Source organism: Lysinibacillus sp. FSL L8-0126 (genome assembly GCF_038630385.1).
Lineage (GTDB): Bacteria > Bacillota > Bacilli > Bacillales_A > Planococcaceae > Lysinibacillus > Lysinibacillus fusiformis_D.
In genome coordinates this window covers 313,158-339,355 of the sequence record NZ_CP152028.1, presented here as the reverse complement: position 1 = coordinate 339,355, position 26,198 = coordinate 313,158, and the positions used below count along the sequence as shown (strand labels likewise).

Genomic DNA, 26,198 nt, shown 5'->3' with positions numbered 1-26,198 from the left:
ATTTAGGAGTGAAAACAAAATGAGTAGTGATTTGTTAGATGCGTTGAATGCGCTAGAAGAACAAAAAGGAATTTCAAGAGATGTGTTAATTGAAGCCATTGAAGCGGCATTAGTTACAGCTTACAAACGCAACTTTAATCAAGCACAAAATGTTCGAGTGGACTTAAATTTAGATAAGGGCTCTATTCGTGTATTTTCACGTAAAGATGTTGTGGAAGAGGTAGAAGATGATCGTTTGCAAATTTCTTTAGAAGATGCAAAAGTCATTAATCCAGCTTATCAGCTAGAAGATATCGTGGAACAGGAAGTAACACCACGCAACTTCGGACGTATTGCCGCACAAACAGCAAAACAAGTTGTCACACAACGTGTACGTGAAGCGGAGCGAGGATTAATCTATGAGCAATATGTAGACCGTGAAGATGATATCGTAACAGGTGTCGTGGAACGTTTGGATGCTCGAAATATCTATGTAGGTTTAGGGAAAGTAGAAGCTGCATTGCCAATTAATGAACAAATTCAAGGCGAATCTTATCATCCACATGATCGTATCAAAGTATATATTACAAAGGTTGAGCGTACGACACGTGGACCACAAGTGATTGTGTCTCGTACACATCCTGGTTTATTACGTCGATTATTTGAGATGGAAGTACCTGAAATTTATGAAGGTATTGTAGAAATTAAATCAATTGCTCGTGAAGCTGGAGATCGCTCTAAAATTTCTGTCCATGCACATAATGAAGAAGTAGATCCAGTAGGTTCATGTGTTGGAGCTAAAGGTGCTCGTGTACAAACGATTGTCAATGAACTAAATGGTGAAAAAATTGATATTGTAGAATGGTCTGAAGATCCAATTGTATTCGTAGCCAATGCATTAAGCCCATCGAAAGTATTAGATGTTCAAGTGAACGAGGAAGAAAAATCAACTACGGTTGTCGTACCAGACTATCAATTATCATTAGCAATTGGTAAACGTGGGCAAAATGCACGTCTAGCTGCAAAGCTTACTGGTTGGAAAATTGATATTAAGAGTGAAACAGATGCTCGTGAATTAGGTATTTATCCTTCTGCTACAAGCACTTTCATCCCTGCTGAAGATGAAGAAAGTGATTTTGATGACGTGGCAGTTGACTTATATCAAGACGACGAAGAATAAGTAAGAAAGCCCGTGTGACGAGTTAGCTGACAGTATTCAGTGGGCCCCCTACGCCGACTGAATACTGTCAGAGCGTCAAGTAGAGCATGACTTGTCCACCTCTTACGACAAGCTTCAGAGAGGAATGGTGATTCTTATGGCTGTAAACAAAAAGGTACCTCTTCGTAAATGTGTAGCAACTGGAGAAATGCTACCAAAGAAAGAGATGGTACGTGTTGTTCGTTCAAAAGAGGGCGAAGTAAGTGTAGATATCTCCGGAAAAAAGCCTGGGCGTGGTGCATATGTATCTAAATCAGAGAATGCAATCGACATCGCGCGCAAAAAAAATGTATTAGGGCACCAGCTTGATGTTAAAATTCCTGAAGAAATTTATGAGGAACTTATTTTGCTGATTCGTAGGGAGTCAATTTTATGATAAATCAAGCAATATTTAATTTGCTTGGGATCGCAGCAAGAGCACGTAAAGTGATTTCAGGAGAAGAGTTAGTAGTAAAGGAAGTTCGGAATGGCAATGCTAAGCTAGTATTGCTTGCAAACGATGCCTCTAAAAACTCTAGTAAGAAAATTCAAGATAAGTGCACGTACTACAACGTTGAGTATCATGTAATTGGAGATCGCTATGATCTAGGACATGCTACAGGTAAGGAGGCCCGAGTGGCTTTAGCTATTACCGATAAAGGTTTTGCACGTAAATTGTCTAGTCTACTCAACGAAAACTAATCGGGGGTGAGCAGATGACCAAAATCAGAGTTCATGAATATGCGAAGCAAGTGAATAAAACGAGTAAAGAGGTTATTGAAGCACTAAGTAAATTAAATGTGAGTGTAACAAACCATATGTCGATGTTGGAAAAAGATATTGTGGCAAAGTTAAACCAATCATTTAAAGCAACACCTGAGAAAAATGTAGCAGCAAAAAAAACCATTCAAAATATGGGGCAAAGACCTCAATCGAATGGACAGCAAAAACCACAGCATTCGGTGAAAATGCAAGAAGGACAAAGGCAGCAATCTGCTACTTCTAAGCCTAAAGCAAACAATCAGCAACACACACAGCAAAACTCAAATTCGTCTAACGAAAAATCTAAGAATACAAAAGGTAATCAAAATAGAAATATGACACAAAATAATAATAATAACAATAATAATAATAATCGTAGAGGTGGCGGTGGTTACAACCAACGTCCAAAACCAGGCATTCATGGAGGCAAACGTCGCCATCCAAAAACGCATCAACCGTCTATACCAGTAAAACAAAAGGAACTGCCAGAAAAAATTACTTTTGTTGAATCATTATCAGTAGCGGAATTAGCAAAAAAATTACACCGTGAGCCATCTGAAATCATTAAGAAATTATTTATGCTTGGTGTAATGGCAACAATTAACCAAGAATTAGATAAGGATGCAATTGAATTAATCTGCGCAGACTACGGTGTAGAAGTGGAAGAAGAAATTCGTGTAGATATTACGGATTTAGAAACACACTTCGAGCAAACAGAAGAAGTGAACGAAGCAGTATTATCAGAACGTCCACCAGTTGTAACAATCATGGGTCACGTTGACCACGGTAAAACAACATTATTGGATTCTATTCGTAATACGAAAGTGACAGCAGGAGAAGCCGGTGGTATCACACAACATATTGGGGCATACCAAGTAACGGAAGGCGACAAGAAAATTACTTTCCTTGATACACCAGGACACGCTGCTTTCACAACAATGCGAGCACGTGGAGCAAAAGTAACTGACTTAACCATTTTAGTAGTTGCTGCTGACGATGGTGTCATGCCGCAAACAGTAGAAGCGATTAATCACGCTAAAGCAGCCGAAGTACCAATTATTGTAGCTGTGAATAAAATGGATAAACCATCAGCAAATCCTGATCGTGTCATGCAAGAATTAACAGAGCATGGCTTAGTTCCTGAAGCATGGGGCGGCGAAACAATTTTCGTACCGATTTCTGCATTAAAAGGTGAAGGCATTGATACATTGTTAGAAATGATTTTACTTGTAGCCGAGGTTGGTGAGCTTAAAGCGAACCCGGATCGTTTAGCGCTTGGTACAGTTATTGAAGCACAGCTTGATAAAGGACGTGGCTCTGTTGCTACGCTATTAGTACAAGATGGAACATTAAAAGTAGGAGATCCAATTGTTGTAGGTCATACGTATGGTCGTGTACGTGCGATGGTGAATGACAAAGGTCGTCGTGTAAAAGAAGCTGGCCCATCGACACCAGTAGAAATTACAGGTTTAAACGATGTACCTCAAGCTGGTGACCGCTTCGTAGTCTTTGAAGACGAGAAAACAGCACGCCAAGTTGGTGAAACTCGTGCTATGTCAGCAATTCAAGCACAGCGTTCAGAAAAACAACGTGTTACGTTGGATAACTTATTTGAACAAATGAGCCAAGGCGAAATGAAAGAGCTTAACTTAATTGTGAAAGCTGACGTTCAAGGTACTGTTGAAGCAATGGCTGCCTCATTAATGAAAATTGATGTAGAAGGCGTAAATGTGAAAATTATTCACACAGGTGCGGGTGCTATTACAGAATCTGATATTTCTCTTGCAGCAGCTTCCAATGCGATTGTTATTGGATTTAACGTACGTCCAGATGTTAACGCAAAACGTGCTGCAGAAGAAGAGGGTGTAGATATTCGCTTACACCGCATCATCTATAAAGTAATTGAAGAGATTGAACAAGCGATGAAAGGTATGCTTGATCCTGAGTTTGAAGAAAAAATTATTGGTCAAGCAGAAGTTCGTCAAACAATTAAAGTATCAAAAGTTGGTACAATTGCTGGTTCATATATAACAGAAGGAAAAGTAACGCGTGATTCAGGTGTACGTGTAATCCGCGATAATGTGGTTATATTTGAAGGTGAGCTAGATACGCTTAAACGCTTCAAAGATGAAGTGAAAGAAGTAGCAAGAGGATACGAATGTGGTATTACGATTACAAACTTCAACGATATTAGAGAAGGCGATATTATTGAAGCCTATATTATGGAAGAAGTTAAACGCGTCTAATGATCGTTTATGCAGAGGTTGAATTCATCATTCAAACTGCCCATTCGTTAAAGGAAAAACGCGCTGTCTTACAGCGTATGATTACCCGCACAAAGCAGAAATTTAATGTTTCTATTGCGGAAATTGACCATCAAAATGTATGGCAGCGTACGAAATTAGGACTTGTTGCTGTTTCTTCATCAAAAGATGCAGCTGAACGGGAAATAAATCATGCGCTCCATTATTTGCAGTCAAATCCATCATGGGAACAGCTTGATGTGTGGCGAGATTATTTATAAGCAATAGTAGATAGCTGTAAGCTTGATACAGCAATGAAATGCACAGCTATCTGTACATCGAAATAGAGGTGACAAATTATGTCTCTACGTTCAAACCGTGTTGCTGAGCAAATGAAAAAAGAGCTTGGCGATATTATTGGCCGTAAAATAAAAGATCCGCGTGTTGGTTTTGTGACTGTTACAGGTGTTGATGTAACGGGTGATTTACAGCAAGCGACAATTTATATTACATCTTTAGGCAATGAGCGTGAACGTGAAGAAACGCTTAAAGCTTTAGTAAAAGCTTCTGGCTTCATTCGATCAGAAATCGGATCACGCATTCGTTTACGACGTACACCAGAACTACTCTTTGAATTTGATTCATCGATTGAATATGGTAACCGTATTGATTCATTGTTAAGAGGTTTACACAAAGAATAAGCTAAAAAAGTCTGCCACATGCATGTTAATGCAGGCAGACTTTTATCTTTATGGAAAAAGATTATGTCAATACGTAGTCGATGATAGAGAAGGTAACTGGGAGGCACTAATATGAACGGTATTTTACCACTTTGGAAAGAAAGAGGCATGACGAGCCATGATTGTGTCTTTAAATTACGGAAAATTTTGCGCACAAAAAAAGTTGGGCATACAGGGACACTAGACCCGGGGGTAGAGGGTGTGCTACCTATTTGTATTGGCCAAGCAACGCGTATTGCTGAATATTTAACCGATGCAGGAAAGGTCTATGAAGCTATCATTTCAATCGGCCGTACTACAACAACAGAGGATGCAGAAGGCGAAACGGTTGCACAAGATCAGACCACAAAAAGCTTTTCTCGTGAGCAGCTGTTAGGGGTGTTAGCTACATTAACAGGTATTATTGAACAAACGCCACCAATGTTTTCAGCCGTAAAAGTAAATGGAAAACGTCTCTACGAGTATGCCAGAAAAGGTGAAACGGTTGAAAGACCAACACGTCAAGTAACGATTTATGCTTTAGAGCTGCTTGATGAGATTGAACAATATGAGGGGCAAGAGATTACATTTCCGGTCCGTATTGCTTGCAGTAAAGGGACCTATATTCGTACACTAGCTGTGCAAATTGGTGAAGCTCTTGGCTATCCTGCACATATGAAGGAGCTCGTACGCACAGCCTCAGGCACCTTTACTCGTGATAACTGCTTTACATTAGCGCAGGTTGCTGAGCTAATGGATGCAGAGCAAGCAGCTACCTGTATTTTACCTGTCGAGTATGCATTAGCAGACTATCCATATATTGAGATTACTGCCGCCAATGAAAAAGAAATTTTCAATGGACAAGTGCTTCCAGCAGATGCATTATTAAAGAGTCATGATAAAATTGTGTTTGGAATCAATGGAAAGGCAGTGGCGGTTTATCAGGCTCACCCTACGAAGGATGGTTTGATGAAGCCACACAAGATGTTTCCGACGATAGAGTAGGAGGATTTTTCAATGGAGGTCATTCATTTAAAATACCCACATCAATTACAGCAACGAGAAAGCATGCAGCCATATTCGCTTGCTCTTGGCTTTTTCGATGGTGTACATAGAGGGCATCAGGCAGTTATCAAGACAGCGAAGGAAGAGGGAAATAAGCGGCAAATTCCGACTGCAGTGATGACATTTGATCCACATCCTTCATTAGTTCTTGGTGGACGTAATGAAAAAGTTTTTTATATTACACTCTTACAACAGAAATTACAGCTCTTTGAAGAACAGGGTGTGGATACGGTGTTTGTTGTCCATTTCACCTCTGATTTTGCTAAGCTTTCACCAGCAGCATTTATTGATACTTTTATTCGTGGATTAAATATTCAACATGTTACAGCTGGCTTTGATTATTCGTTTGGGGCATTCGGAAAAGGAACTATGGACGATATGCGTGCATTAAGTAATGGTGAGTATGGTGTAACCATTGTGGAGAAGAAAACAGACGATGTTGAGAAAATCAGCTCTACCCGTATCCGGAAGCTACTACAAGAGGGCGATATGGAAGAAGCTACAACACTATTAGGCAGACCATTTGAAATCAATGGGATTGTTGTACACGGTGATAAACGCGGACGTACTATTGGCTTCCCTACAGCAAATGTCCAAGCTTTAGAAGGCACTTTCATTCCAGCAAGTGGTGTTTATGCTGTTCGTTTACTCGTGCAAAATAACTGGTATGATGGTGTTTGTAATGTGGGCTACAAACCAACTTTCAAAGATCCAAATGATAAGCAATTATCGATTGAGGTCCATATTTTAAACTTTGATAAAAATATTTATGGTGAAGAAGTACATGTAGCTTGGTACAAACGGATTCGAAGCGAACGAAAATTCGATGGGATTGAGGCGTTGAAAGCGCAAATCGAAAAGGATAAACAAGAAGCTATCCGATACTTTAACGATTTGTAAGCGTCACAGCATGATGAGATGACAACATTCAAGCCGACGTTTTACTTGCTTGATCAAATGATTTATGGTAACATTCATAAGTGCATAAATGCTTAACCTTAGCTCGGTATATCGATGACTCCAACGTTTACTGTGCTAATGGGGATTCATTATATTTTAGGAGGTCCATTCAAATGGCTATTACAAAAGAACGTAAAAACGAAATTATCGCTGAGTACCGTACTCACGAAAGTGACACTGGTTCACCAGAAGTACAAGTTGCAGTATTAACAGAGGAAATCAACGCTCTAAATGCTCACTTACGTACACACAAAAAAGATTTCCACTCTGAGCGTGGTCTTCTTAAAATGGTAGGTCGTCGTCGTCACTTATTAAAATATCTTCGTGAAACAGACGTACAACGTTACCGTGAACTAATCAACCGTTTAGGCTTACGTCGCTAATTCAAAGCGCAAGTATAGCTGTATTAGACTGTAGACAAATTTTAGTTTGTCTACAGTCTTTTTTTATGGTTGAAACTTGCGACATATATGCAGCGTATTGTTCATAATGCAGGTTTATTCTCGTCTATTATTTTATGTTGTTCAACAATAAGCCATAACTTTATTACACAACGATGAACGAATCACCAAAACAATTTAGTATGGTTGAAAAGGATGGTATATTCTAATCACATTTCGCAACCAAATTCAAAAACTATGCGATAGTCTATCTTTGTTGCTGCTCAATGCATTGAACGAATTGAATAGTGGTTGTTTTTTCGTTTACGAATGAATAGTCATTTATAAAATGTTCACAATCTACGAAGGACAACAGGGTGCAAGTGTGGAGAATAGCTGATCTCTATAGATTTATTGAAGACCGTTGTGAAAAGTAAAAAATAGAGAGTAGGGATTGGTTAATGTTTAATACATTTTTAAGAGAGAATAACATTGTTGCTGCTATTCTAACAGCCGTGCGTATTTACTTGGGCTGGCATTGGCTGACAGCAGGTTGGAGTAAATTGACGAATGGATTTGATGCCTCAGGGTTTTTAACATTTGCATCAGAGAATCCTGTCATGAGTGGAGAAAAAGTGGTATATCCTACATATGTAAAATTTATAGAGTCATTTGCCTTACCAAATGCTGAAATATTTAATGTGGTCATTCCTTGGGGAGAATTCCTTGTCGGTCTTGGCTTAATACTAGGGTGCTTAACTACATATGCAGCATTTTTTGGAATGGTTATGAATTTTGCCTTCTTGCTAGCTGGTACGATTTCTAGTAATCCATTTGATATTCTACTGGCGATCTTTATCGTTGTGGCAGGCTATAATGCTGGGAAATTTGGACTTGATCGCTTCGTAATGCCTATCATAAGCAAAAAAATGAAGCTAGAAAAAAATACAATGCACTCCATGACGAAAACTACATAACTTACGATTTCATAAAATCAAATACCCTGTAGCAAATCGTTACAGGGTATTTGATTATGTTGTTGAAAAAAGGTGATAGCAATAGCAGAAAAAGAACCTTTAGCAAGGCGAGGGGTTGATTTCCGTTCCGCCAGCGTCCTTTCCAGGGGGCGTCCGATGAGCCGCTTCACTCACTACGTTCGCTCCGGGTCTCAGCTATGACGCTAAATCCCTTAGGAGTGACGCTGGCTCCACTCCAATCAACCATTCTACAAAAGTGTCTTTTCCTGAACAAAATTGCCCTTCATTTATATTATTAGAGAGAATAGGCTCTTATTTTCAATGTAGAGAAGTGATGAGTGACAACACCTCTCTGTAAAATGAGTAGTGAACATCTTCACTCGAACCTTCGCTAAAAAGTGAACATTTTTATGGATTGGAGTGGAGGAAGCGACTTGGCGCTCGCCTACAGGAAAGCAAGTAGCCTGCAATGGAAATCTACTTTCACCTTTCACAAAAATGCTCTAGATGGTTTTGTTTTTCAACACTAAGATCAAATACCCTGTAGCAAATCGTTACAGGGTATGATTGATAGTACCTCTATTTTTGTTTTAGCTTTACTTGCTATGTGACTTTCTTTATACTGATAAGATGTTGTATGATGAGCGCAATGTTATCATAAATTGATATTTAAGCTTGTACCTTTTGGTAGGAATCCATTGAAAATCCGTATACCAATGTAAAAAATGCTTTTTCAATAAAATATAGAAATAAATCTTAAATAAATTGGCAATAACTGAATTTAAATGTATGATTATTTCATGAAATATTATTTAGCATAGAACAAGCATTTTTGGTACACTTACTATTAGTACATACAGACGAAGTAAGTGTTTTTATAATAGAGAGGGGTTCATTGAATGAACGAAAAGAAAGTCTATTCCTATGAATGGGCTGGCCGTCCACTTGTAATTGAAGTTGGACAGTTAGCAAAACAAGCAAACGGAGCCGCATTAGTACGCTATGGCGATACTTCTGTACTTGCCACAGCAACAATGTCAAAATCACCAAAACCACTTGATTTCTTCCCATTAACAGTTAACTATGAAGAACGTCTATATGCTGCAGGTAAAATTCCTGGCGGCTTTATTAAGCGTGAAGGGCGTCCATCTGAAAAGGCGATTTTAGCAAGCCGTTTAATCGACCGTCCAATTCGTCCGATGTTCCCAGATGGTTTCCGTAACGAGGTACAAGTCATTTCGATGGTTATGTCCAATGATCCTGACTGTACATCTGAAATGGCAGCGATGGTAGGTTCATCATTAGCGTTAGCTATTTCTGATATTCCATTTGATGGACCAATAGCTGGTGTACAAGTAGGTTATATTGACGGAGAATTCATCGTTAACCCGACAGTGGAGCAATCGAAACACTCAACAATTCATTTATCTGTAGCAGGCAACAAAGATGCCATCAACATGGTTGAAGCGGGCGCACTTGAAGTGCCAGAAGAAATCATGTTAGAAGCTATTATGTTCGGTCATGAAGAAATCAAAAAAATCATTGCTTTCCAAGAACAAATTGTGGCAGAGGTAGGTAAAGAAAAGTTACCAGTGACATTATTTGAGATTGACGAAGCGATTCAAGCCGATATAAAAGCAGCTTGTGAGACTGATATGCATGATGCGATTCAAACTGCGGAGAAGCATGCGCGTGATGAGGCCATTCAAGCTGTAAAAGATCGTGTTATCGCTTCCTATGAAGAGCAAGAAGCCGACGATGAAACAATGAAACAAGTGTATAACATTCTTGATAAAATGGTAAAAGAAGAAGTGCGTCGTCAAATCACGGAAGATAAGATTCGCCCAGATGGTCGTAAGCTCGACGAAATTCGACCACTTTCTTCTGAAACAGGCTTATTACAACGTACACACGGTTCTGGTCTATTTACACGTGGACAAACACAAGCCCTATCTATTTGTACACTAGGGGCGCTAGGTGATGTACAAATTATTGATGGCTTAGGTGTAGAAGAATCAAAACGCTTTATGCACCATTACAACTTCCCTCAATTCTCTGTAGGGGAAACTGGTCCAATTCGTGGTCCAGGCCGTCGTGAAATTGGTCATGGTGCGTTAGGTGAGCGTGCGCTTGAAGCTGTTATTCCAGATGAATCGGCTTTCCCATATACAATTCGTTGTGTATCTGAAGTACTTGAATCAAACGGATCCACTTCACAAGCTTCTATCTGTGCATCTACATTAGCCATGATGGATGCAGGTGTACCATTAAAAGCACCAGTTGCAGGTATTGCAATGGGTCTTATCAAAAAAGGCGAGCACTATTCCATTTTAACGGATATTCAAGGGATGGAAGACCATTTAGGTGATATGGACTTTAAAGTTGCTGGTACAGCTAAAGGTGTAACAGCACTACAAATGGATATTAAAATCGACGGTTTATCTCGCAATATTTTAGAAGAAGCACTGACACAAGCGAAAGTTGGTCGTATGCATATTCTAGAGTCAATGCTTGCAACACTTGCTGAACCTCGTGAAAAATTGTCTGAATTTGCACCGAAAATTGTCATCGTGAAAATTAATCCAGATAAAATTCGTGATGTGATTGGACCTGGTGGTAAACAAATTAACAAAATTATTGAAGAGACAGGCGTTAAGATTGATACAGAACAAGATGGTACAATCTACATTTCTTCTGCAAATGAGGAAATGAATGCTCGTGCAAAACAAATTATTGAAGATATCGTACGGGAAGCAAAAGTAGGGGAATATTACTTATCGACTGTGAAACGTATTGAAAAATTCGGTGCATTTTGTGAGATCTTCCCAGGAAAAGATGGTTTGCTACACATTTCCGAAATTCAAGAGGAACGTACAAAGCAAGTGGAAGATGTCTTAAAACTTGGCGATCAATTACTTGTGAAGGTTATTGAAATTGACAAGCAAGGTCGTGTGAATTTATCTCGTAAAGTAGTAATACAAGAGGAAAAAGAACGCGCTGAACAAGAAAAATAATAATGATTCCAAAGGCTGCGTATGATTGCGCAGCCTTTTTAAATAGTAGCAAAAAGACTAGTAGAGAATTTTTATAATTGGGGGAGATTTTTTGGTTCAAGTACATACATGTCAAAATGGTGTTCGGCTAGTATCAGAGCATATAGATCATGTGAGGTCTGTTGCATTAGGTATTTTTGTGAATGCAGGTTCTCGCTATGAGCTACCAGAAGAAAATGGCATCACACATTTTATTGAACATATGTTGTTTAAAGGAACAACAACTCGCTCAGCCCGTCAAATTGCTGAAGAATTTGATCGAATTGGCGGAGAGTTAAATGCCTTCACATCGAAAGAAAATACATGTTATTATGCAAAAGTTTTAGATCATCATGCAGAGCTTGCTGTCACAATACTAGCAGATATGTTTTTTCATTCTACGTTTGCGGAAGAAGAATTAGAAAAAGAGCGACAAGTGGTATTAGAAGAAATATTAATGAGTGAGGATGCGCCTGATGATGATGTTCATGAAAAACTGTGGAGTGTCATGTATCCGAATGATGCACTTGGTCGTCCGATATTAGGAACTGCTGAGACATTAAAGACTTTTACGGCTGACGCCATACGACATTATATGGACAAACATTATGGTCCAGAATCTGTTGTTATATCCATTGCAGGGAATATTTCAGCTCAGCTTATGCAAACGATTGAAGATTTATTTGGACACTACCAACCTTCTCCACAAGCGATTGCGCCTGTACTGACAAATCCTGCATTTTATCCAGGAGAAATGACGAAAATTCGTGATACCGAGCAAGCACATCTTGCGATTTCATATCCAGCAATTGGTGTGAAAGATCCAGATATGTATAGTTTTATTGCACTGAATAGTATTATTGGGGGCAATATGAGTTCTCGATTATTTCAAGAAGTACGAGAGGAACGTGGGTTAGCTTATTCTATCTTTTCCTACCAATCCTGTTATGCCGATGTTGGCGCGTTTACGATTTATGGTAGTACTAGTCGCCAGCAATTAGCTCAGCTTCAGCATACCATTGATGCTACTTTACTGGACATTGTCGCTGGTGGCATCACAGCAGAAGAGCTTGATAATGCAAAAGAGCAGCTGAAAGGTAGCTTTGTCCTTGGTTTAGAAGGCACGGGGGCCCGTATGAATCGCAATGGGACAAGTGAGCTGGTGCATCGTAAGCATCGTACTGTAGACGAGGTACTTGCATCTATAGATGCTGTATCCATGGAGTCAGTAGATCGACTAATTGCCAAAATTTTAAAAGCCGAACCAGCTATCTCGATTATTGGCCCAAGCGAATAAAAGAGCTTAAAATGATACTAATTATCCAAGTTATAACAATTTATTCATTATAGTAAAAAGGAGAACTTTGAATATTTCCAAGGTTCTCCTTTTAGTGTTGAAAAACAAAACAGTCAATTGAAAGGTAGAAATGGATTTCCGTTGCAGGCTACTTGCTTTCCTATGGGCGAGCGCCCCGAGCCGCTTCCTCCGCTATCGCTCCGTTTAGAGGCTCGCCTGTCTCGTTATCCCACGGGAGTCAAGTAGCCTCCACTCCAACCTACAAAAGTGTTACCTTTTTAGCAAAAGTTTTCAAATAAAGCGAAGGTCTTCACTACTCTTTATGGAGAGGTGTTGTCACGCATCACCTCTCCATATTGAAAATAAGAGCTTATTCCCTCTAAAAATAATGGGCTATTTAATCGCTATATTACTATGAAAAAAAGTAAAGACACTTTGCAGAATGGTTGATTGGAGTGGAGCCAGCGTCACTCCTAGGGGATTAGCGTCACAGATGAGACCCTGGAGCGAGCGTAAGTGAGTGAAGCGGCTCATCGGACGCCCCCTGGAAAGGGCGCTGGCGGAACAGAAATCAACCTCTCACCTTGCAAAGTTGCTTTTTCTGCCTTTGACATGATCTTTTTTCAACAACATGAGGAGAACTTTGAATATTTTCAAAGTTCTCCTTTTTTAATGTTTATTTTCTTCTCAATTAAGCATTGAAATTCTCAATTAACTTTGATAGTATGAATGATATTGAAAATCATTCGCATTTAAATTGGAGGATATTTATCTTATGAAAAAATGGCTTGCTGTCAGTACCCTGACATTATCACTAGCGCTAGCTGGTTGTGCAGATCAGGAAGAAAAGAGTACTGACAAAGAAATAAAAGAAGAAGCAACAACACAACAAGAAACAGCAGATACAGCTGATGTGCAAGAGGATGCATTTCAAGATGGTGTCGATGAGGAAGCATTCCAAAAGGCATTAGCAAGCTTCCCAACAACAGCACCAGAAAAAATTGTCACGACATCGGTGCCTTTAACAGAAATGTTACATCTTTTGGACATCACACCAGTAGGAGTGCCAACATCGACAAACCCTATCCCAGCAGACTTTGATTCTATTACAAAAATCGGCTCGCCAATGTCGCCCGATTTAGAGGTTATTTCAAGCTTACAAACAGACTTAATCCTTGGGGCATCATCATTACAAAGCTCACTTGATCAAGCACTACAGGGAATGAATTTACCGACAGCTTATTTACCAACGGATTCATATGAAGACTTAAAATTAAGCTTTAAAGTGCTCGGTACGTACTTTGGTAAAGAAGAAAAAATGAATGAGGTTTTACAAAATCTCGTAGCAAAAGAAAAAGAATTGGAAGAGAAAGCACAAGGAAAAGAATTACCATCTGTGATGCTTGTCATCGGTACATCTGATTCCTTTATGGTAATGAACGACCAATCCTACTTAGGAAGCTTAGTAGAACGATTAGGTGCAGACAATATTGCGAAATCGGTACTAAAAGCAGAATCAACGTATTCGCCAATGAATTTAGAAGATATTGTTGTAGCTGATCCAGACATCGTTTTTGTTTTAGCATCAGGTGATCATGGAGCAAATGAAGATAAATTTAAACAAGAGATTAAAAAGAATAGTGCATGGCAACAATTATCAGCCTATAAAAATGACAAAATCTATATGCTTGATTATAGTACATTCGGTGTCACATCCATTACAAATGCTGAGAAAGCACTAACAACAATTGCAGATTATTTTTATAAATAAGTTCGTGAGGTAGAGGTATGATTCATACAGCAAGAAGTCGCATGATTATTATCACGACCTTTGTGGTAACGATTTTAGCAGCCATTGTAGCGATCGGGTTAGGCAGTGTTCATATTTCCATACCTGATATTTTATCTACCCTGATCAATGGACGTGATCAAGAGGGTGTTTATACAACCATCATCTGGGATATTCGCCTACCGCGCGTGCTGCTCGCATTAATTATTGGTGCTAGTATCGCCATTTCGGGTGCCTTATTGCAGGCAGTTATGGGCAATCCATTAGCCGATCCTGGGTTAACAGGGGTAACGAGTGGGGCAGCGGCCTTTGTGTTACTTATTCTTTTAGCTAATCCAGAGCTAACGCATTTGATTCCGCTTGCAGCTTTTGTTGGTGGCTTAATTGCAGCAGCCATAGTATATGCTCTTGCATGGAGACGTACAGGCATTACACCCATCACCATTATTTTATCAGGGGTAGCCGTAAATGCATTGTGTGGTGGAGTCATTGGATTCTTATCCATTCTTTACAGTGATCGTTTACCATCAGCTGTGCAATGGATGAATGGTAGTCTTGCAGCAAAAGGAAATGCATCACTGCATATGATTTATGTGTATGCCATTATCGGCTGGATTCTATCCATTTTTGCCATTCGAAAAGCTAATATTATTCGTTTAGGCGATCAGGTCGCAACCAATTTAGGAGAAAGTGTGACCCGTATTCGTATTATGTTATCTATTTTAGCTGTTTTTCTAGCAGCAATTTCGGTTGCAGCAGTTGGCATGATTGGCTTTGTTGGATTAATCGTCCCGCATATGGCTAGGCTACTAGTTGGCTCCGATTATAAGTACATGTTGCCTATGAGTATGGCTATGGGAGCTATTGTCTTATTGATTGCCGATACGGGTGGACGGACATTATTTGCACCACTTGATATTCCAGCAGGTATTTTAATGGCTGTTCTCGGTGGACCTTACTTCTTATATTTAATGAGAAAGAGGGCGTTCTAATGTTAACAATTGATCAGCTATCCATCAGCTATGAACAAAAGGAAGTTGTCCATAATTTTTCATTTGAAGTGAAACAGGGCGAAATTTTATCCATTATTGGACCGAATGGCTCCGGTAAGTCAACGATTTTAAAGGCGATCGCACGGATGCAGCCGTATCATGCAGGAACCATCCTATTTGATGGTGTAAATATGCGTCAATTATCCTCAAAGGAAATCGCACGCAAAATGTGTATGCTGAGTCAACAAAATCAAGCACCGAGCGATATTTCCGTCAAAAATTTAGTCGCCTATGGTCGTTATCCACATAAAAAATGGTTTGAGCGTCTCAATGCAGAGGACGAGGCCATAATTGATTGGGCATTGGAAAAAACCTACCTCTCACATTATAAAGAAAAGCCTATTGCCGCTTTATCTGGTGGGGAGGCGCAACGTGCGTGGATTGCAATGGCATTGGCACAACGGCCCCAAGTGCTATTATTGGATGAGCCCACGACCTTCTTAGATATTGCCCATCAGCATGAAGTGCTAGAATTAGTGCGAGAGCTTAATCGTGATATGGGCATGACTGTTGTGATGGTGCTCCATGATTTAAACCAAGCCTCTAGCTATAGCGATCAAATCGTTGTTGTAAAGGACGGCTTACGAGCACAAATGGGTACACCGGATGAGGTCATGACGGAGCAAATGATCCAACAAATTTATCGTATGGAAGCAGAAATTCAATATGTCACATGGGATAATGCCCCACGGATTCAATTAAAAAATACGGTCAAAGTATAGGAGGAAACAGCATGCCAAAAGCAATTGATATTGAACAAGTAAAACAAAACTATGAAGCATTTATTCAAGGTAAAAAAAATTGTGTATTAAGCTTTGTAGATGGGGAAGGCAAGCCTTTTAGTAGTACAACGCCTTTTATACGTTTGAATGGGAAATTTTATGTGTATATTAGTCGTATTGCCGAACATTACCAGTTAATGGAGCAGTCAGAAGTAGTCGATTTAATTTGTGTAGCAGATGAAGCTGTGACAGCCAATCCATTTGCCACAGAGCGAGCACGCTGGCAATGTCAGCCTAAAAATTTAGGAAATGAAGGTCATGAGGAGATTTTTGCTGCCTTCGATCAACTATTTAATGCAAAAATGATGGAAATGTTACGTTCACTCGATTTCTCATTATTTGAATTAACACCTCTAGACGGACGCTATGTAGTTGGATTTGGCAAAGCCTTTACGATTGATATTGCCAATGACACATTAATCCATGTTGTAATTGATAAAAAATAGGTTGCCAATTGGCAGCCTATTTTTTGATGGAATGATTAGCAAATTTCTCGCGTCGTATATAAATGAAGCCATTTAAGGTTTTTCAAGCCTGAAAGCCTCATTTCCTTCATGTTTAAGTGCTAAAGCCTCGATTCCAAACGCTCCCTGACGTCTTCTCACAATCGCATGCTCTGGCAAATCCCTTACTTCCTCACTATTCCCTTTGAAAATCCCATAATCATAAGAGGGCATCCTTACTTTCGCTCAATAAAATTTCACCTTTATGAATCAACTTAATATAGTCAGCATTTTTTTCTAAATCGCTTGTAATATAGGAAGAAAATAAAATGCTATGTGTTTCATCCTGCATCAATGCTAAAAATAAATCCAAAATTTCAGCCCGAATGATAGGATCGAATCCACTTGTTGGTTCATCTAAAATCAATAATTTTGGATGATGTGACAATGCTAATGCAATTGACAGCTTCATCCTCATACCTCTTGATAGTTCCTTGATCTTCTTCCTCTTTGGGACATTAAATTGAGCTAATCGTTCAAAATAATAGCCTGAATCCCACGTTTGGAATACTTTTCTCATGATTTTGTCGAGTTGCGTCGCATTTAGCGTTTCTGGTACGTGTAAATCGTCAAATACGACTCCGTTGTCGTTTTTTATCGATAGTTCATGTTCGACATGATCTTTATTAAAAAGCAATATTTCGCCATATTCTTTTTTTAGTAAGTTCAGCATGCATTTAATGGTTGTGGATTTTCCAGCTCCATTTTCTCAGATAAAGCCTACACGGTTCCTTGAGGGACTGAAAAGCTTACATCTTTTAAAGAAAAGCCTTCAAAGACCTTATGTAAATCATGAATCTCAATGGCATTCCTCTTAATTGTCCACCTCTACTGTTAAAGATAGGAGTTCCTGCAATTTTTCATTAGAAAGACCGGCTGTTTTCGCTATTTTTACGGCCTTTTGCAAATGCTCCTCAAGCTGTCGCAGAAGTTCCTTGCGTAGAAAATCTTGATTGCGCTCTGTAACAAAGCTCCCTTTGCCTGCAACTGTTTTGATGAAGCCGTCTCGCTCTATATCGGTGTATGCACGTTTGGTCGTCATGACACTGACCTTTAAATCCTTTGCTAGAGCACGGATAGATGATAGTGCATTACCTGCATGTAATTTATTCGCTAGAATGCCCTCTTTGAGCTGTATCGTGAGGTTTATCACTGGCATTACTTAAATGGATATGCACAAATCCTCACCCGTTATAACGGTGTATATACACTATGTACAGATGTCGATGGGAATGCAACACATTCCTACTTTTGGTAGGGGGCACGATTTGCAAAAACTCGCATATATTGAGGTAATGGCACAAGGAGGGAGATGAGGCATGCTACTATCTGAGATGGTGGATAAGGAGTTAATTCAAATTGAGGGTGGCGTACATTTTGGCATCTTGGCACATACAGAATGCCTATTAGATGTGCAAACAGGGAAAATACATGGCTTTGAAATTGTGAAAGATAAACTACCATTCCAAAAAAAGAAAATGAAAGTTAGTGAAATGATACCTTGGCACGAAATTATCTTAATTGGTGAAGATCGGATTTTATTTAATAAAACATCTTCAGTACAGTCAGAATATTTACAGTGAGGTGAGCTTTTGGAAAACGAAAAATGGCTTGTTATCGGTGAGGACTCACGATTAAAGGAATTAGCGACAATGCTAAGAAGTCCATCGAGAACAGTGTTTTATAAAAGAACGACCGTTTGGAACGAGGAGTTAAATAAACTGGTTTTAGAATACCAACCAAATAAAATTATCCTACCAATTCTTCCATTAAAAATAGAAGTTGAGCAGCTCTATGGAATATCACAAGTTAAATTTTATACAGGCCGATTAACGATGCATTGGAAGCAATTACTAGAGAAAAATGAATCCATTTGCTATTTGCAGCAAGAATCGTTTATATGGCAAAATGCTCGGTTAACAGCGGAGGGATTTATCGCCACGTTTTACGGACTCGAGCAAAAATGTATTTACGGACAAAATTTTACAATCGCAGGCTTTGGACGCATCGCCAAAATGCTCGCCTCTTTACTAGTTAAGATGGGGGCGAACGTCCACATTGTTGCACGTTCTGTTGTACAAGTGAGCGAGGCAAAAGCATATGGCTATAAAGCTACGAATTTAGATGATCGTCGATGGTCTATTACGGATGATATTTTCATCAATACAATTCCAGCAAAATGGATTACAGAATCATTTATAGAGCATGTTCCAGCAGTTTTATATGATTTGGCCTCAGAGCCAGGCTGTTTAGATATAGATGCGGAGCAATTACAAACGTATGTACTATTGCCATCATTGCCTGGGAAATACTTTGCACATGACGCTGCTACAATCTTGTGCAAGGCAATAGAGGAGGAAGAAGATTGTTAACGGGGAAACGAATTGGGCTAGGTATTACAGCCTCACATTGTACGTATGAAGATGTCATACCTAAAATTCAAAATTTTATTGATGTCGGAGCAACGGTTGTGCCAATTATTACTCACTCCGTTTTACATGCAGCTACTCGCTTTGGTACTGGAGAGGAGTGGATTGCCAAAATAGAAGCATTAACAGGAGAAAAGGTTATTTCTTCTATAAAAGAGGCGGAACCATTTGGTCCATCCAATCCATTAGATGCAATGGTGATTGCGCCAATGACGGGCAATAGCATAAGTAAGTTTGCGAATGCAGCAACAGATAGTCCCGTATTAATGGCAGCGAAGGCAACATTGCGTAATGGATCACCTGTTGTATTAGGTATTTCAACAAATGATGCACTTGGTTTAAATGGTATAAACATTATGAAGCTGTTGAATGCCAAAAATATTTATTTTATTCCTTTTGGTCAGGATGCCCCCCTCTCCAAACCGAATTCTTTAATTGCTGATTTTGATCAAATGGTGGATACTGTTCATGCAGCAATTACGCAGAAAAAGCAATTACAACCGCTGTTGATACAATATTTCAAATAAATCATAGATTACACACAATTTTCAGTATTTTTGTGATACAATAGCACACATTATGGAACATGTATTCAAGGAGAGATGACAGATGACAAAGCAGTTAACAGTTGCGGTTGTTGGGGCAACAGGAGCAGTAGGTTCGAAAATGATGGAGCAATTAATTAAACGTAAATTTCCGATTGGGCATATTAAATTTCTAGCCTCTGCTCGTTCAGCGGGAAAATCAATCGAATTTAATGGTCAAACATATACAATTGAAGAAGCGACACCTGAAGCTTTCGAAGGCGTCAATGTCGCTTTATTCTCAGCTGGTGGGTCAGTATCAGCTGTGCTTGCACCAGAGGCAGCTAAGCGTGGTGCAGTAGTTATTGATAATACGAGCCATTTCCGTATGGATCCAGAGGTACCGCTTGTCGTACCTGAAGTGAATCGAGGCGACTTAGCGAAGCATAAAGGGATTATTGCGAATCCGAACTGCTCTACAATTCAAATGGTGGCTGCACTTGAGCCAATTCGTAAAGCATTTGGTTTAACGAAAGTAATCGTTTCAACATATCAAGCCGTTTCAGGAGCGGGTATTTCTGCTATTCAAGAATTAAAGGCACAGAGCGCAAATTGGGAAGCAGGTAAAGATGTAGAAGCAACTATTTTGCCGTCTGGTAGTGATAAACGTCATTACCCAATAGCACGCAATGTCATTCCACAAATCGATAAATTCACAGATAATGGATTTACATACGAAGAAATGAAAATGATTAATGAGACGAAAAAAATCATGCATGCACCAGAGCTCAAAGTAGCTGCTACTTGCGTTCGTGTTCCAGTCGTTTCAGGTCACTCTGAATCTGTTTATATTGAGGTAGAGAAAGAAGCGTCAATCCAAGAGATTTTTGACGTATTACGCAATGCACCAGGTGTAGTATTACAAGATGATATTGCAACACAAACTTACCCAATGCCTATTTATGCAGAAGGGGAAGACGCTACTTTTGTAGGACGTATCCGTCAAGATTTAGACAACAATAAAGGATTCCATCTATGGATCGTTTCTGACAATTTATTAAAAGGCGCCGCATTAAACTCTATCCAAATTGCAGAAGCAATGCTTGAGGATAACTTACTATAAGAGGGGTGTAAGGATGAATTTAGGTCGAATTGGGACGGCTATGATTACGCCGTTCAAAGATGATGGCACGATTAATTATCCAGAACTAGAACGTATTATTAATCATTTGATAGACAACGGTACAGACTGTATCGTTGCCTGTGGTACGACTTCTGAAAACCCAACAATGTCTACTGAGGAAAAAATCGAAGTTGTGCGCTTTACAGTAGAGAAAGTAGCAGGACGCGTACCGGTTATTGCAGGTACAGGGGACAATGAAACAGCCTACTCGATAGCGATGACTCATAAAGCAGAAGAAAATGGAGCAGACGGTATTATGCTTGTAGCTCCATATTATAATAAGCCGAATCAACGTGGTATTTTCGCTCACTTTGAAACCATCGCTAAACAAACAAGTCTACCTGTTATGCTCTATAATGTCCCTGGGCGTACAGGTGTCAATGTTGCCTATGAAACTTCTGTTGCTTTAAGCAAGATTCCAAACATTGCTTGGATTAAAGAAGCGAGCGGTAACTTAGATCAGATGGGAGATGTTATAGAGAACATTGATCCAGATGATGACTTCTTAGTGTATAGTGGGGATGATGGTTTAACATTACCGTTAATGGCCATAGGCGGAGCAGGCGTTATTTCTGTAGCAGCCCATGTTGTAGGCAATGATATGCAATTAATGATTAAAGCGTTTGAAGAAGGAAATCATAAGCTAGCAGCCAAAATTCACCGAGCATTATTACCTTTAGTACGTGCGCTGTTCGCTCAACCGAACCCATCGCCTATTAAATATGCGATGACAAAGTTAGGCTTTGATACACTCAATGTACGTCTGCCAATGATGGAAATGACAGATGAAGAAAAAGAGAACTTTGACCGAATTTGGGATACGTACCAAGAAAAAGCGAAAAATTTTCGATAATGAGCAACGAGGCTGATAACTCTATCGGCCTCGTTTTTGTATGCTATAAACATCCATTCATCACTTCTCATCCTTAAAAATACTTGATTAACTCTATTCGTACAAGGTATCCAATATTTGTTTTTCCATCTACTAGCAATCAGCAAATCAAAAGAAAATCTATTTCCTACGTGAAACATGTATTTTTAATTTGTGCAAAAGCTTTGCAAACCGTATAATAAATGTTAAGTGGTTGCTGTTCGGGATATTTTTTAGGAGGAAATAAATTGACAAAAAAGAAAAATGAATTGATTCGTATCATCCCTCTTGGGGGTGTAGGCGAAATTGGGAAAGCAATGTACGTAGTAGAAATTGATGAAGAGCTATTTGTAGTGGATAGCGGCTTAATGTTCCCAGAAGATGAGATGCTAGGTATAGATATCGTGATTCCTGACATTACGTACTTAGAAGAAAATAAAGAACGTGTGAAAGGTATTTTCTTAACACATGGTCATGAAGATGCGATCGGCTCTATTGCCTATGTTTTACAAAAAATAAAGGCACCTGTGTACGGATCGAAATTAACCATTGCATTAGCAAAGGAACATTTAAAAGAATTACCTGCACCACATCAGGTGAAATTTTTCGAAGTAACAAACCGTAGTCGTATGAATTTTAACTCAACGTATGTAACATTCTTCCACACAACACATAGTATTCCCGATTCGTTAGGGGTAGTGTTCCATACATCTGAAGGCGCGATTGTTCATACAGGAGAGTTTAAATTCGATCAGTCAGCGACAGGTAAATTTAAACCTGATTTAGCAAAAATGGCACAGTTAGGGGAAGACGGCGTCTTTATTCTATTATCTGAGTCTTGCGAAGCTGAACGACCAGGCTATACGACATCGGAAATTGTGATTGAAGAGCAATTATCAAAAACATTCCACTCAGCACCAGGTCGTATTTTAGTAGCTGTCTATGCATCGAATTTTATTCGTATTCAGCAAGTTTTTGCCCAAGCCCAAAAATCATTCCGTAAAGTTGTGATTGTTGGTAAGCCATTGGAAAAAGCTGTTGATTTAGGTGTACAGCTTGGTTATTTAACAGTTGAAGAAGAGACAATTATTCCAATTTCAGAAATGCAAAAATATCAAGATGATGAAATTATCATTATTACAACTGGCAATAGAGGAGAGCCTCTAGATGCATTAGAAAAAATTGTCCGTAAGCACCATCGTGACATTAAAATTAAACAAGGTGATACGGTGTTAATTACATTTACACCTTCTCCTGGTATGGAAGTACAAATGGCTAATACGATGAACTCTATGTCAAAAGCAGGCGCTGAAATTTTGACTTCTAGTAAAAATGTCCACGTATCAGGACATGGTAGTCAGGAAGATTTGAAGCTGATGCTGAATTTAATGCAGCCAAAGTATTTTATTCCTGTTCAAGGTGAATATCGTATGCTCATTGCTCACTCGAAGTTAGCGCAACAGCTCGGTATGCAAAAATCACAAATCTTTATCGCCGATAAAGGGGATATCGTAGAATACAAAAATAATAAAATGCGCATGAGTGGTCGTGTACAAGCTGGTAACGTATTAATTGACGGTATCGGTGTAGGCGATGTAGGAAATATTGTACTTCGTGATCGTAAATTATTATCGCAGGATGGTATTTTCATTGTAGTCGTGACATTAAATCGAGCACAAAAGAAAATTGCCTCTGGCCCAGAAATTTTATCACGAGGCTTTGTCTATGTACGAGAATCAGAGGAATTAATGATTGAGGCATCTGACATTGCAAAAAATGTGATTGAAAAATATGTTGGGAAAGATACATTTGAATGGACGAATATTAAACAAGAAATTCGAGATACACTCAATACGTATTTATTCCAAAAAACAAAACGTCGTCCAATGATTATTCCAATTATTATGGAATATTAATTGAACGAGCTCATCGTAAAGGTTTTGAGGAAAAAGTAGATGAAAAGGATTTTCTCCCAATTGCGGTGGAAAATCCTTTTTTTGAAATATTCGAGTTCTACATGTTATGATTCGCTACATATATAAAATGGATCGCAGAAGAAGGTGAAATAGATGGCAGTTAGTAAAAGAAAAAAAGTGACTAAAAGTAAAGCGACAACTGAAAAAAAAGATATGCATCCGCTTATGTATGAAATTTTAGGACTGCTTTTAATCGCATTAGCAGTCATTATGATTTTTGAATTTGGCATGATTGGTCGGATTCTAGAAAACATCGCAATGTTCCTTTTAGGTAATTTACATTTTGCTGTTCCATTTATGCTTATATTTGTTGCATTGTTAATGATGATTGGTCGTAAAAAAGTCAGTATGAAGGATCGATTAATACTTGGCATGGTACTCATTATTATGAGCTTAACGATTTTTAGTCATGGCATATTATTTGAACAGTTATCAAAATCAGGTGGTCTATTATCTGATTCTGTGCTGCGTGAATCGTGGCGAATATTAATCAATACAGATGGCATTATTCACCGCAGCAATGCTCTGGGCGGTGGGATGATTGGCGCCCTTTTATTTAGTGGGCTTCATGTATTATTTGAAGCCTCGGGGGCAAAAGTTGTTGCTTGGGTCATCTTCTTTATTGGGCTCATACTTGTCACTGGCAAAGCATTAGTGCCTTATTTAGCAGAAAAAACACCAGATCTATTTGGCAAATGGAAAAAAAAGCATCATGATAAAAAGAAAAATAAACCGAAAAAACCAAACAATCGCCGCTCAAGGGTAGAAAGTGGAGATGAGGTTGCGGCTGTAAATCAAATTACGGATGTGCCTGAACAAGAGGAAGAAATACCTCATGAGCCGATTATCTCTGCTTTTACGCAAAATGTCTCGCAGGAAAGAGCTGTGTTTGATACGCCTGCTATGGTGGAAAATGAAGTAGAAGAAGCAACGGATGAGGTTCATATTCAAGGTACAGATGCAGTGGAAAATGCAGACTATCAGCTACCGTCTTATAGCCTATTACAACTACCACCTCAACATGATCAAAGTGGTGAATATTCAGTTATCCAGGCGAATGCCAAAAAGCTTGAGCAAACATTACAAAGCTTTGGTGTAAAGGCAAAGGTAACACAAGTGCATTTAGGACCAGCTGTCACAAAATATGAAATTTTGCCAGATATAGGTGTGAAAGTAAGTAAAATTGTCAATCTGCAAGATGACCTTGCATTAGCACTTGCAGCTAAAGATATTCGGATGGAGGCCCCAATCCCTGGAAAATCTGCGATAGGTATTGAAGTGCCAAATAGCGAAGTGGCTATTGTAACACTTCGTGAGGTATTGGAATCGAAGGACGGTGCGAAGCCAGAAGCATTATTACAAGTAGCCTTCGGGCGTGATATTACAGGACAAGCTGTACTAGCCGAACTCAATAAAATGCCACATTTACTTGTAGCTGGTTCAACAGGCAGTGGGAAAAGTGTTTGTATAAATGGCATCGTTGTATCCATACTAATGCGTACAAAACCGCATGAAGTAAAACTTATGATGATCGACCCAAAAATGGTGGAGCTCAACGTTTATAATGGCATTCCTCATTTATTGGCTCCTGTCGTAACAGATGCACGTAAAGCTTCGCAAGCACTGAAAAAAGTGGTATCTGAAATGGAACGTCGCTATGACTTGTTCTCTCATACAGGTACACGAAATATTGAGGGCTACAATGCACATGTTCAAAAAGTGAATGAACAAACAGAGGAAAAAAATCCAAAGCTACCTTATATTGTAGTCATAGTGGATGAGTTAGCAGATTTGATGATGGTCGCATCAAGTGATGTTGAGGATTCTATTACACGATTAGCTCAAATGGCACGTGCAGCAGGAATTCATTTGATTATTGCAACACAACGACCAAGTGTAGACGTTTTGACAGGTGTTATTAAAGCGAATATTCCATCGAGAATTGCTTTTGCCGTTTCGTCAGCCATCGATTCAAGAACGATTTTAGATATGGGTGGAGCTGAGCGCCTACTTGGACGGGGTGATATGTTATTTTTACCTGCGGGCGCTTCCAAACCGAAAAGGGTGCAAGGTGCCTTTTTATCGGATCAAGAAGTAGAAGCAGTCGTTCATTTTGTTATAGAACAGCAAAAAGCGCAGTATCAGGAGGAGATGATTCCTACCGAAGAAGAAACCATTTTAGAGGAAACGGATGAATTATATGATGAAGCTGTCCAATTAGTTGTCAATATGCAAACAGCATCCGTTTCCATGCTGCAACGTCGCTTCCGTATTGGCTATTCAAGGGCTGCACGAATTGTCGATCAAATGGAGCAACGTGGGGTTGTAGGGCCACCAGAGGGCAGTAAGCCTCGTCAAGTACTTGTTCACCAATATGATAACTAAGCAAAAAAGCTAGATGTCGAAATGGTGAGAACTACTGTATATTTGTCCAAATATTTGCAAAGAAAATGAAGAAAGAATGAATTCTATAACAG

General features: G+C 39.2%; 26 protein-coding genes. 24 read left to right on the top strand and 2 right to left on the bottom strand.

The features are described from left to right. The first annotated feature begins 19 nt into the window (after positions 1-19). From nusA to MHI34_RS01600, 17 genes are all read left to right on the top strand, one after another. Positions 20-1,159: a transcription termination factor NusA gene (gene nusA, locus MHI34_RS01680; protein WP_058843511.1), complete on the top strand. Its 1,140-nt coding sequence runs from the start codon at positions 20-22 to the stop codon at positions 1,157-1,159. A 136-nt stretch (positions 1,160-1,295) separates the two neighbouring features. Then, positions 1,296-1,574, top strand: coding sequence for a YlxR family protein (locus MHI34_RS01675; protein ID WP_036121399.1), 279 nt, complete (start codon positions 1,296-1,298; stop codon positions 1,572-1,574). Beyond that, on the top strand, positions 1,571-1,879 hold the full coding sequence (locus MHI34_RS01670) for a YlxQ family RNA-binding protein (protein ID WP_036121397.1): 309 nt from the start codon (positions 1,571-1,573) through the stop codon (positions 1,877-1,879). The genes MHI34_RS01675 and MHI34_RS01670 overlap by 4 nt, the downstream gene beginning before the upstream one ends. 14 nt (positions 1,880-1,893) lie before the next feature. Beyond that, the gene (gene infB, locus MHI34_RS01665; protein WP_036121394.1) at positions 1,894-4,185 is read left to right on the top strand and encodes a translation initiation factor IF-2; all 2,292 of its coding nucleotides are present in this window, start codon (positions 1,894-1,896) and stop codon (positions 4,183-4,185) included. After that, a complete protein-coding gene (locus MHI34_RS01660; protein WP_036121391.1) occupies positions 4,185-4,463 on the top strand; it encodes a DUF503 domain-containing protein in 279 nt (92 codons plus the stop codon). Before infB ends, MHI34_RS01660 begins: the two co-directional genes overlap by 1 nt. A 78-nt stretch (positions 4,464-4,541) precedes the next feature. Further along, positions 4,542-4,883, top strand: coding sequence for a 30S ribosome-binding factor RbfA (rbfA, locus tag MHI34_RS01655; protein ID WP_036121387.1), 342 nt, complete (start codon positions 4,542-4,544; stop codon positions 4,881-4,883). A 111-nt stretch (positions 4,884-4,994) separates the two neighbouring features. Beyond that, positions 4,995-5,906: a tRNA pseudouridine(55) synthase TruB gene (gene truB, locus MHI34_RS01650; protein ID WP_342504057.1), complete on the top strand. Its 912-nt coding sequence runs from the start codon at positions 4,995-4,997 to the stop codon at positions 5,904-5,906. Positions 5,907-5,918: 12 nt separating this feature from the next. After that, complete coding sequence (ribF, locus tag MHI34_RS01645; protein WP_036121380.1) at positions 5,919-6,866, top strand: riboflavin biosynthesis protein RibF; 948 nt, start codon at positions 5,919-5,921, stop codon at positions 6,864-6,866. A 173-nt stretch (positions 6,867-7,039) separates the two neighbouring features. Beyond that, entirely contained in the window at positions 7,040-7,309 is a 270-nt protein-coding gene (gene rpsO, locus MHI34_RS01640) for a 30S ribosomal protein S15 (RefSeq protein ID WP_036121378.1), read from the top strand. A gap of 458 nt (positions 7,310-7,767) precedes the next feature. Next, a complete protein-coding gene (locus MHI34_RS01635) occupies positions 7,768-8,283 on the top strand; it encodes a DoxX family protein (RefSeq protein WP_036121376.1) in 516 nt (171 codons plus the stop codon). A gap of 899 nt (positions 8,284-9,182) precedes the next feature. Beyond that, positions 9,183-11,297, top strand: a complete 2,115-nt coding sequence (pnp, locus tag MHI34_RS01630; protein ID WP_036121371.1) for a polyribonucleotide nucleotidyltransferase — start codon at positions 9,183-9,185, stop codon at positions 11,295-11,297. Positions 11,298-11,388: 91 nt separating this feature from the next. Then, on the top strand, positions 11,389-12,612 hold the full coding sequence (locus tag MHI34_RS01625; protein WP_141903482.1) for a pitrilysin family protein: 1,224 nt from the start codon (positions 11,389-11,391) through the stop codon (positions 12,610-12,612). Positions 12,613-13,128: 516 nt separating this feature from the next. Then, a complete protein-coding gene (locus MHI34_RS01620; RefSeq protein WP_342504056.1) occupies positions 13,129-13,314 on the top strand; it encodes a hypothetical protein in 186 nt (61 codons plus the stop codon). A gap of 73 nt (positions 13,315-13,387) precedes the next feature. Then, positions 13,388-14,383, top strand: coding sequence for an ABC transporter substrate-binding protein (locus tag MHI34_RS01615; RefSeq protein ID WP_058843934.1), 996 nt, complete (start codon positions 13,388-13,390; stop codon positions 14,381-14,383). A gap of 17 nt (positions 14,384-14,400) precedes the next feature. After that, positions 14,401-15,393: an iron ABC transporter permease gene (locus MHI34_RS01610; protein WP_342504055.1), complete on the top strand. Its 993-nt coding sequence runs from the start codon at positions 14,401-14,403 to the stop codon at positions 15,391-15,393. After that, positions 15,393-16,175, top strand: coding sequence for an ABC transporter ATP-binding protein (locus MHI34_RS01605; RefSeq protein ID WP_089932007.1), 783 nt, complete (start codon positions 15,393-15,395; stop codon positions 16,173-16,175). The genes MHI34_RS01610 and MHI34_RS01605 overlap by 1 nt, the downstream gene beginning before the upstream one ends. 11 nt (positions 16,176-16,186) lie before the next feature. Beyond that, positions 16,187-16,681, top strand: coding sequence for a pyridoxamine 5'-phosphate oxidase family protein (locus MHI34_RS01600; protein ID WP_036121345.1), 495 nt, complete (start codon positions 16,187-16,189; stop codon positions 16,679-16,681). Between the two features lie 217 nt (positions 16,682-16,898). Here the strand turns inward: MHI34_RS01600 and MHI34_RS01595 are convergent, their stop codons facing one another. Together MHI34_RS01595 and MHI34_RS01590 are read right to left on the bottom strand one after the other, a co-directional pair. Continuing rightward, complete coding sequence (locus MHI34_RS01595; protein ID WP_342504054.1) at positions 16,899-17,411, bottom strand: ATP-binding cassette domain-containing protein; 513 nt, start codon at positions 17,409-17,411, stop codon at positions 16,899-16,901. 141 nt (positions 17,412-17,552) lie between these two features. Beyond that, positions 17,553-17,891, bottom strand: coding sequence for a GntR family transcriptional regulator (locus MHI34_RS01590; RefSeq protein ID WP_340833817.1), 339 nt, complete (start codon positions 17,889-17,891; stop codon positions 17,553-17,555). Between the two features lie 166 nt (positions 17,892-18,057). Here MHI34_RS01590 and MHI34_RS01585 point away from each other — a divergent pair, with 166 nt between their 5' ends. From MHI34_RS01585 to MHI34_RS01555, 7 genes are all read left to right on the top strand, one after another. Beyond that, positions 18,058-18,321: a sporulation protein, YlmC/YmxH family gene (locus tag MHI34_RS01585; protein WP_036121342.1), complete on the top strand. Its 264-nt coding sequence runs from the start codon at positions 18,058-18,060 to the stop codon at positions 18,319-18,321. 9 nt (positions 18,322-18,330) lie between these two features. Further along, entirely contained in the window at positions 18,331-19,110 is a 780-nt protein-coding gene (locus MHI34_RS01580; RefSeq protein WP_036121339.1) for an NAD(P)-dependent oxidoreductase, read from the top strand. Beyond that, complete coding sequence (locus MHI34_RS01575) at positions 19,104-19,694, top strand: dipicolinate synthase subunit B (RefSeq protein WP_089932009.1); 591 nt, start codon at positions 19,104-19,106, stop codon at positions 19,692-19,694. Before MHI34_RS01580 ends, MHI34_RS01575 begins: the two co-directional genes overlap by 7 nt. Before the next feature lie 82 nt (positions 19,695-19,776). Beyond that, a complete protein-coding gene (locus MHI34_RS01570) occupies positions 19,777-20,814 on the top strand; it encodes an aspartate-semialdehyde dehydrogenase (protein WP_058843933.1) in 1,038 nt (345 codons plus the stop codon). A gap of 13 nt (positions 20,815-20,827) precedes the next feature. Then, entirely contained in the window at positions 20,828-21,727 is a 900-nt protein-coding gene (dapA, locus tag MHI34_RS01565) for a 4-hydroxy-tetrahydrodipicolinate synthase (protein ID WP_058843932.1), read from the top strand. Between the two features lie 266 nt (positions 21,728-21,993). Beyond that, positions 21,994-23,661, top strand: a complete 1,668-nt coding sequence (locus tag MHI34_RS01560) for a ribonuclease J (RefSeq protein WP_058843931.1) — start codon at positions 21,994-21,996, stop codon at positions 23,659-23,661. Between the two features lie 153 nt (positions 23,662-23,814). Then, positions 23,815-26,106: a DNA translocase FtsK gene (locus tag MHI34_RS01555; RefSeq protein WP_271912527.1), complete on the top strand. Its 2,292-nt coding sequence runs from the start codon at positions 23,815-23,817 to the stop codon at positions 26,104-26,106. The last annotated feature ends 92 nt before the right edge of the window (positions 26,107-26,198 follow it).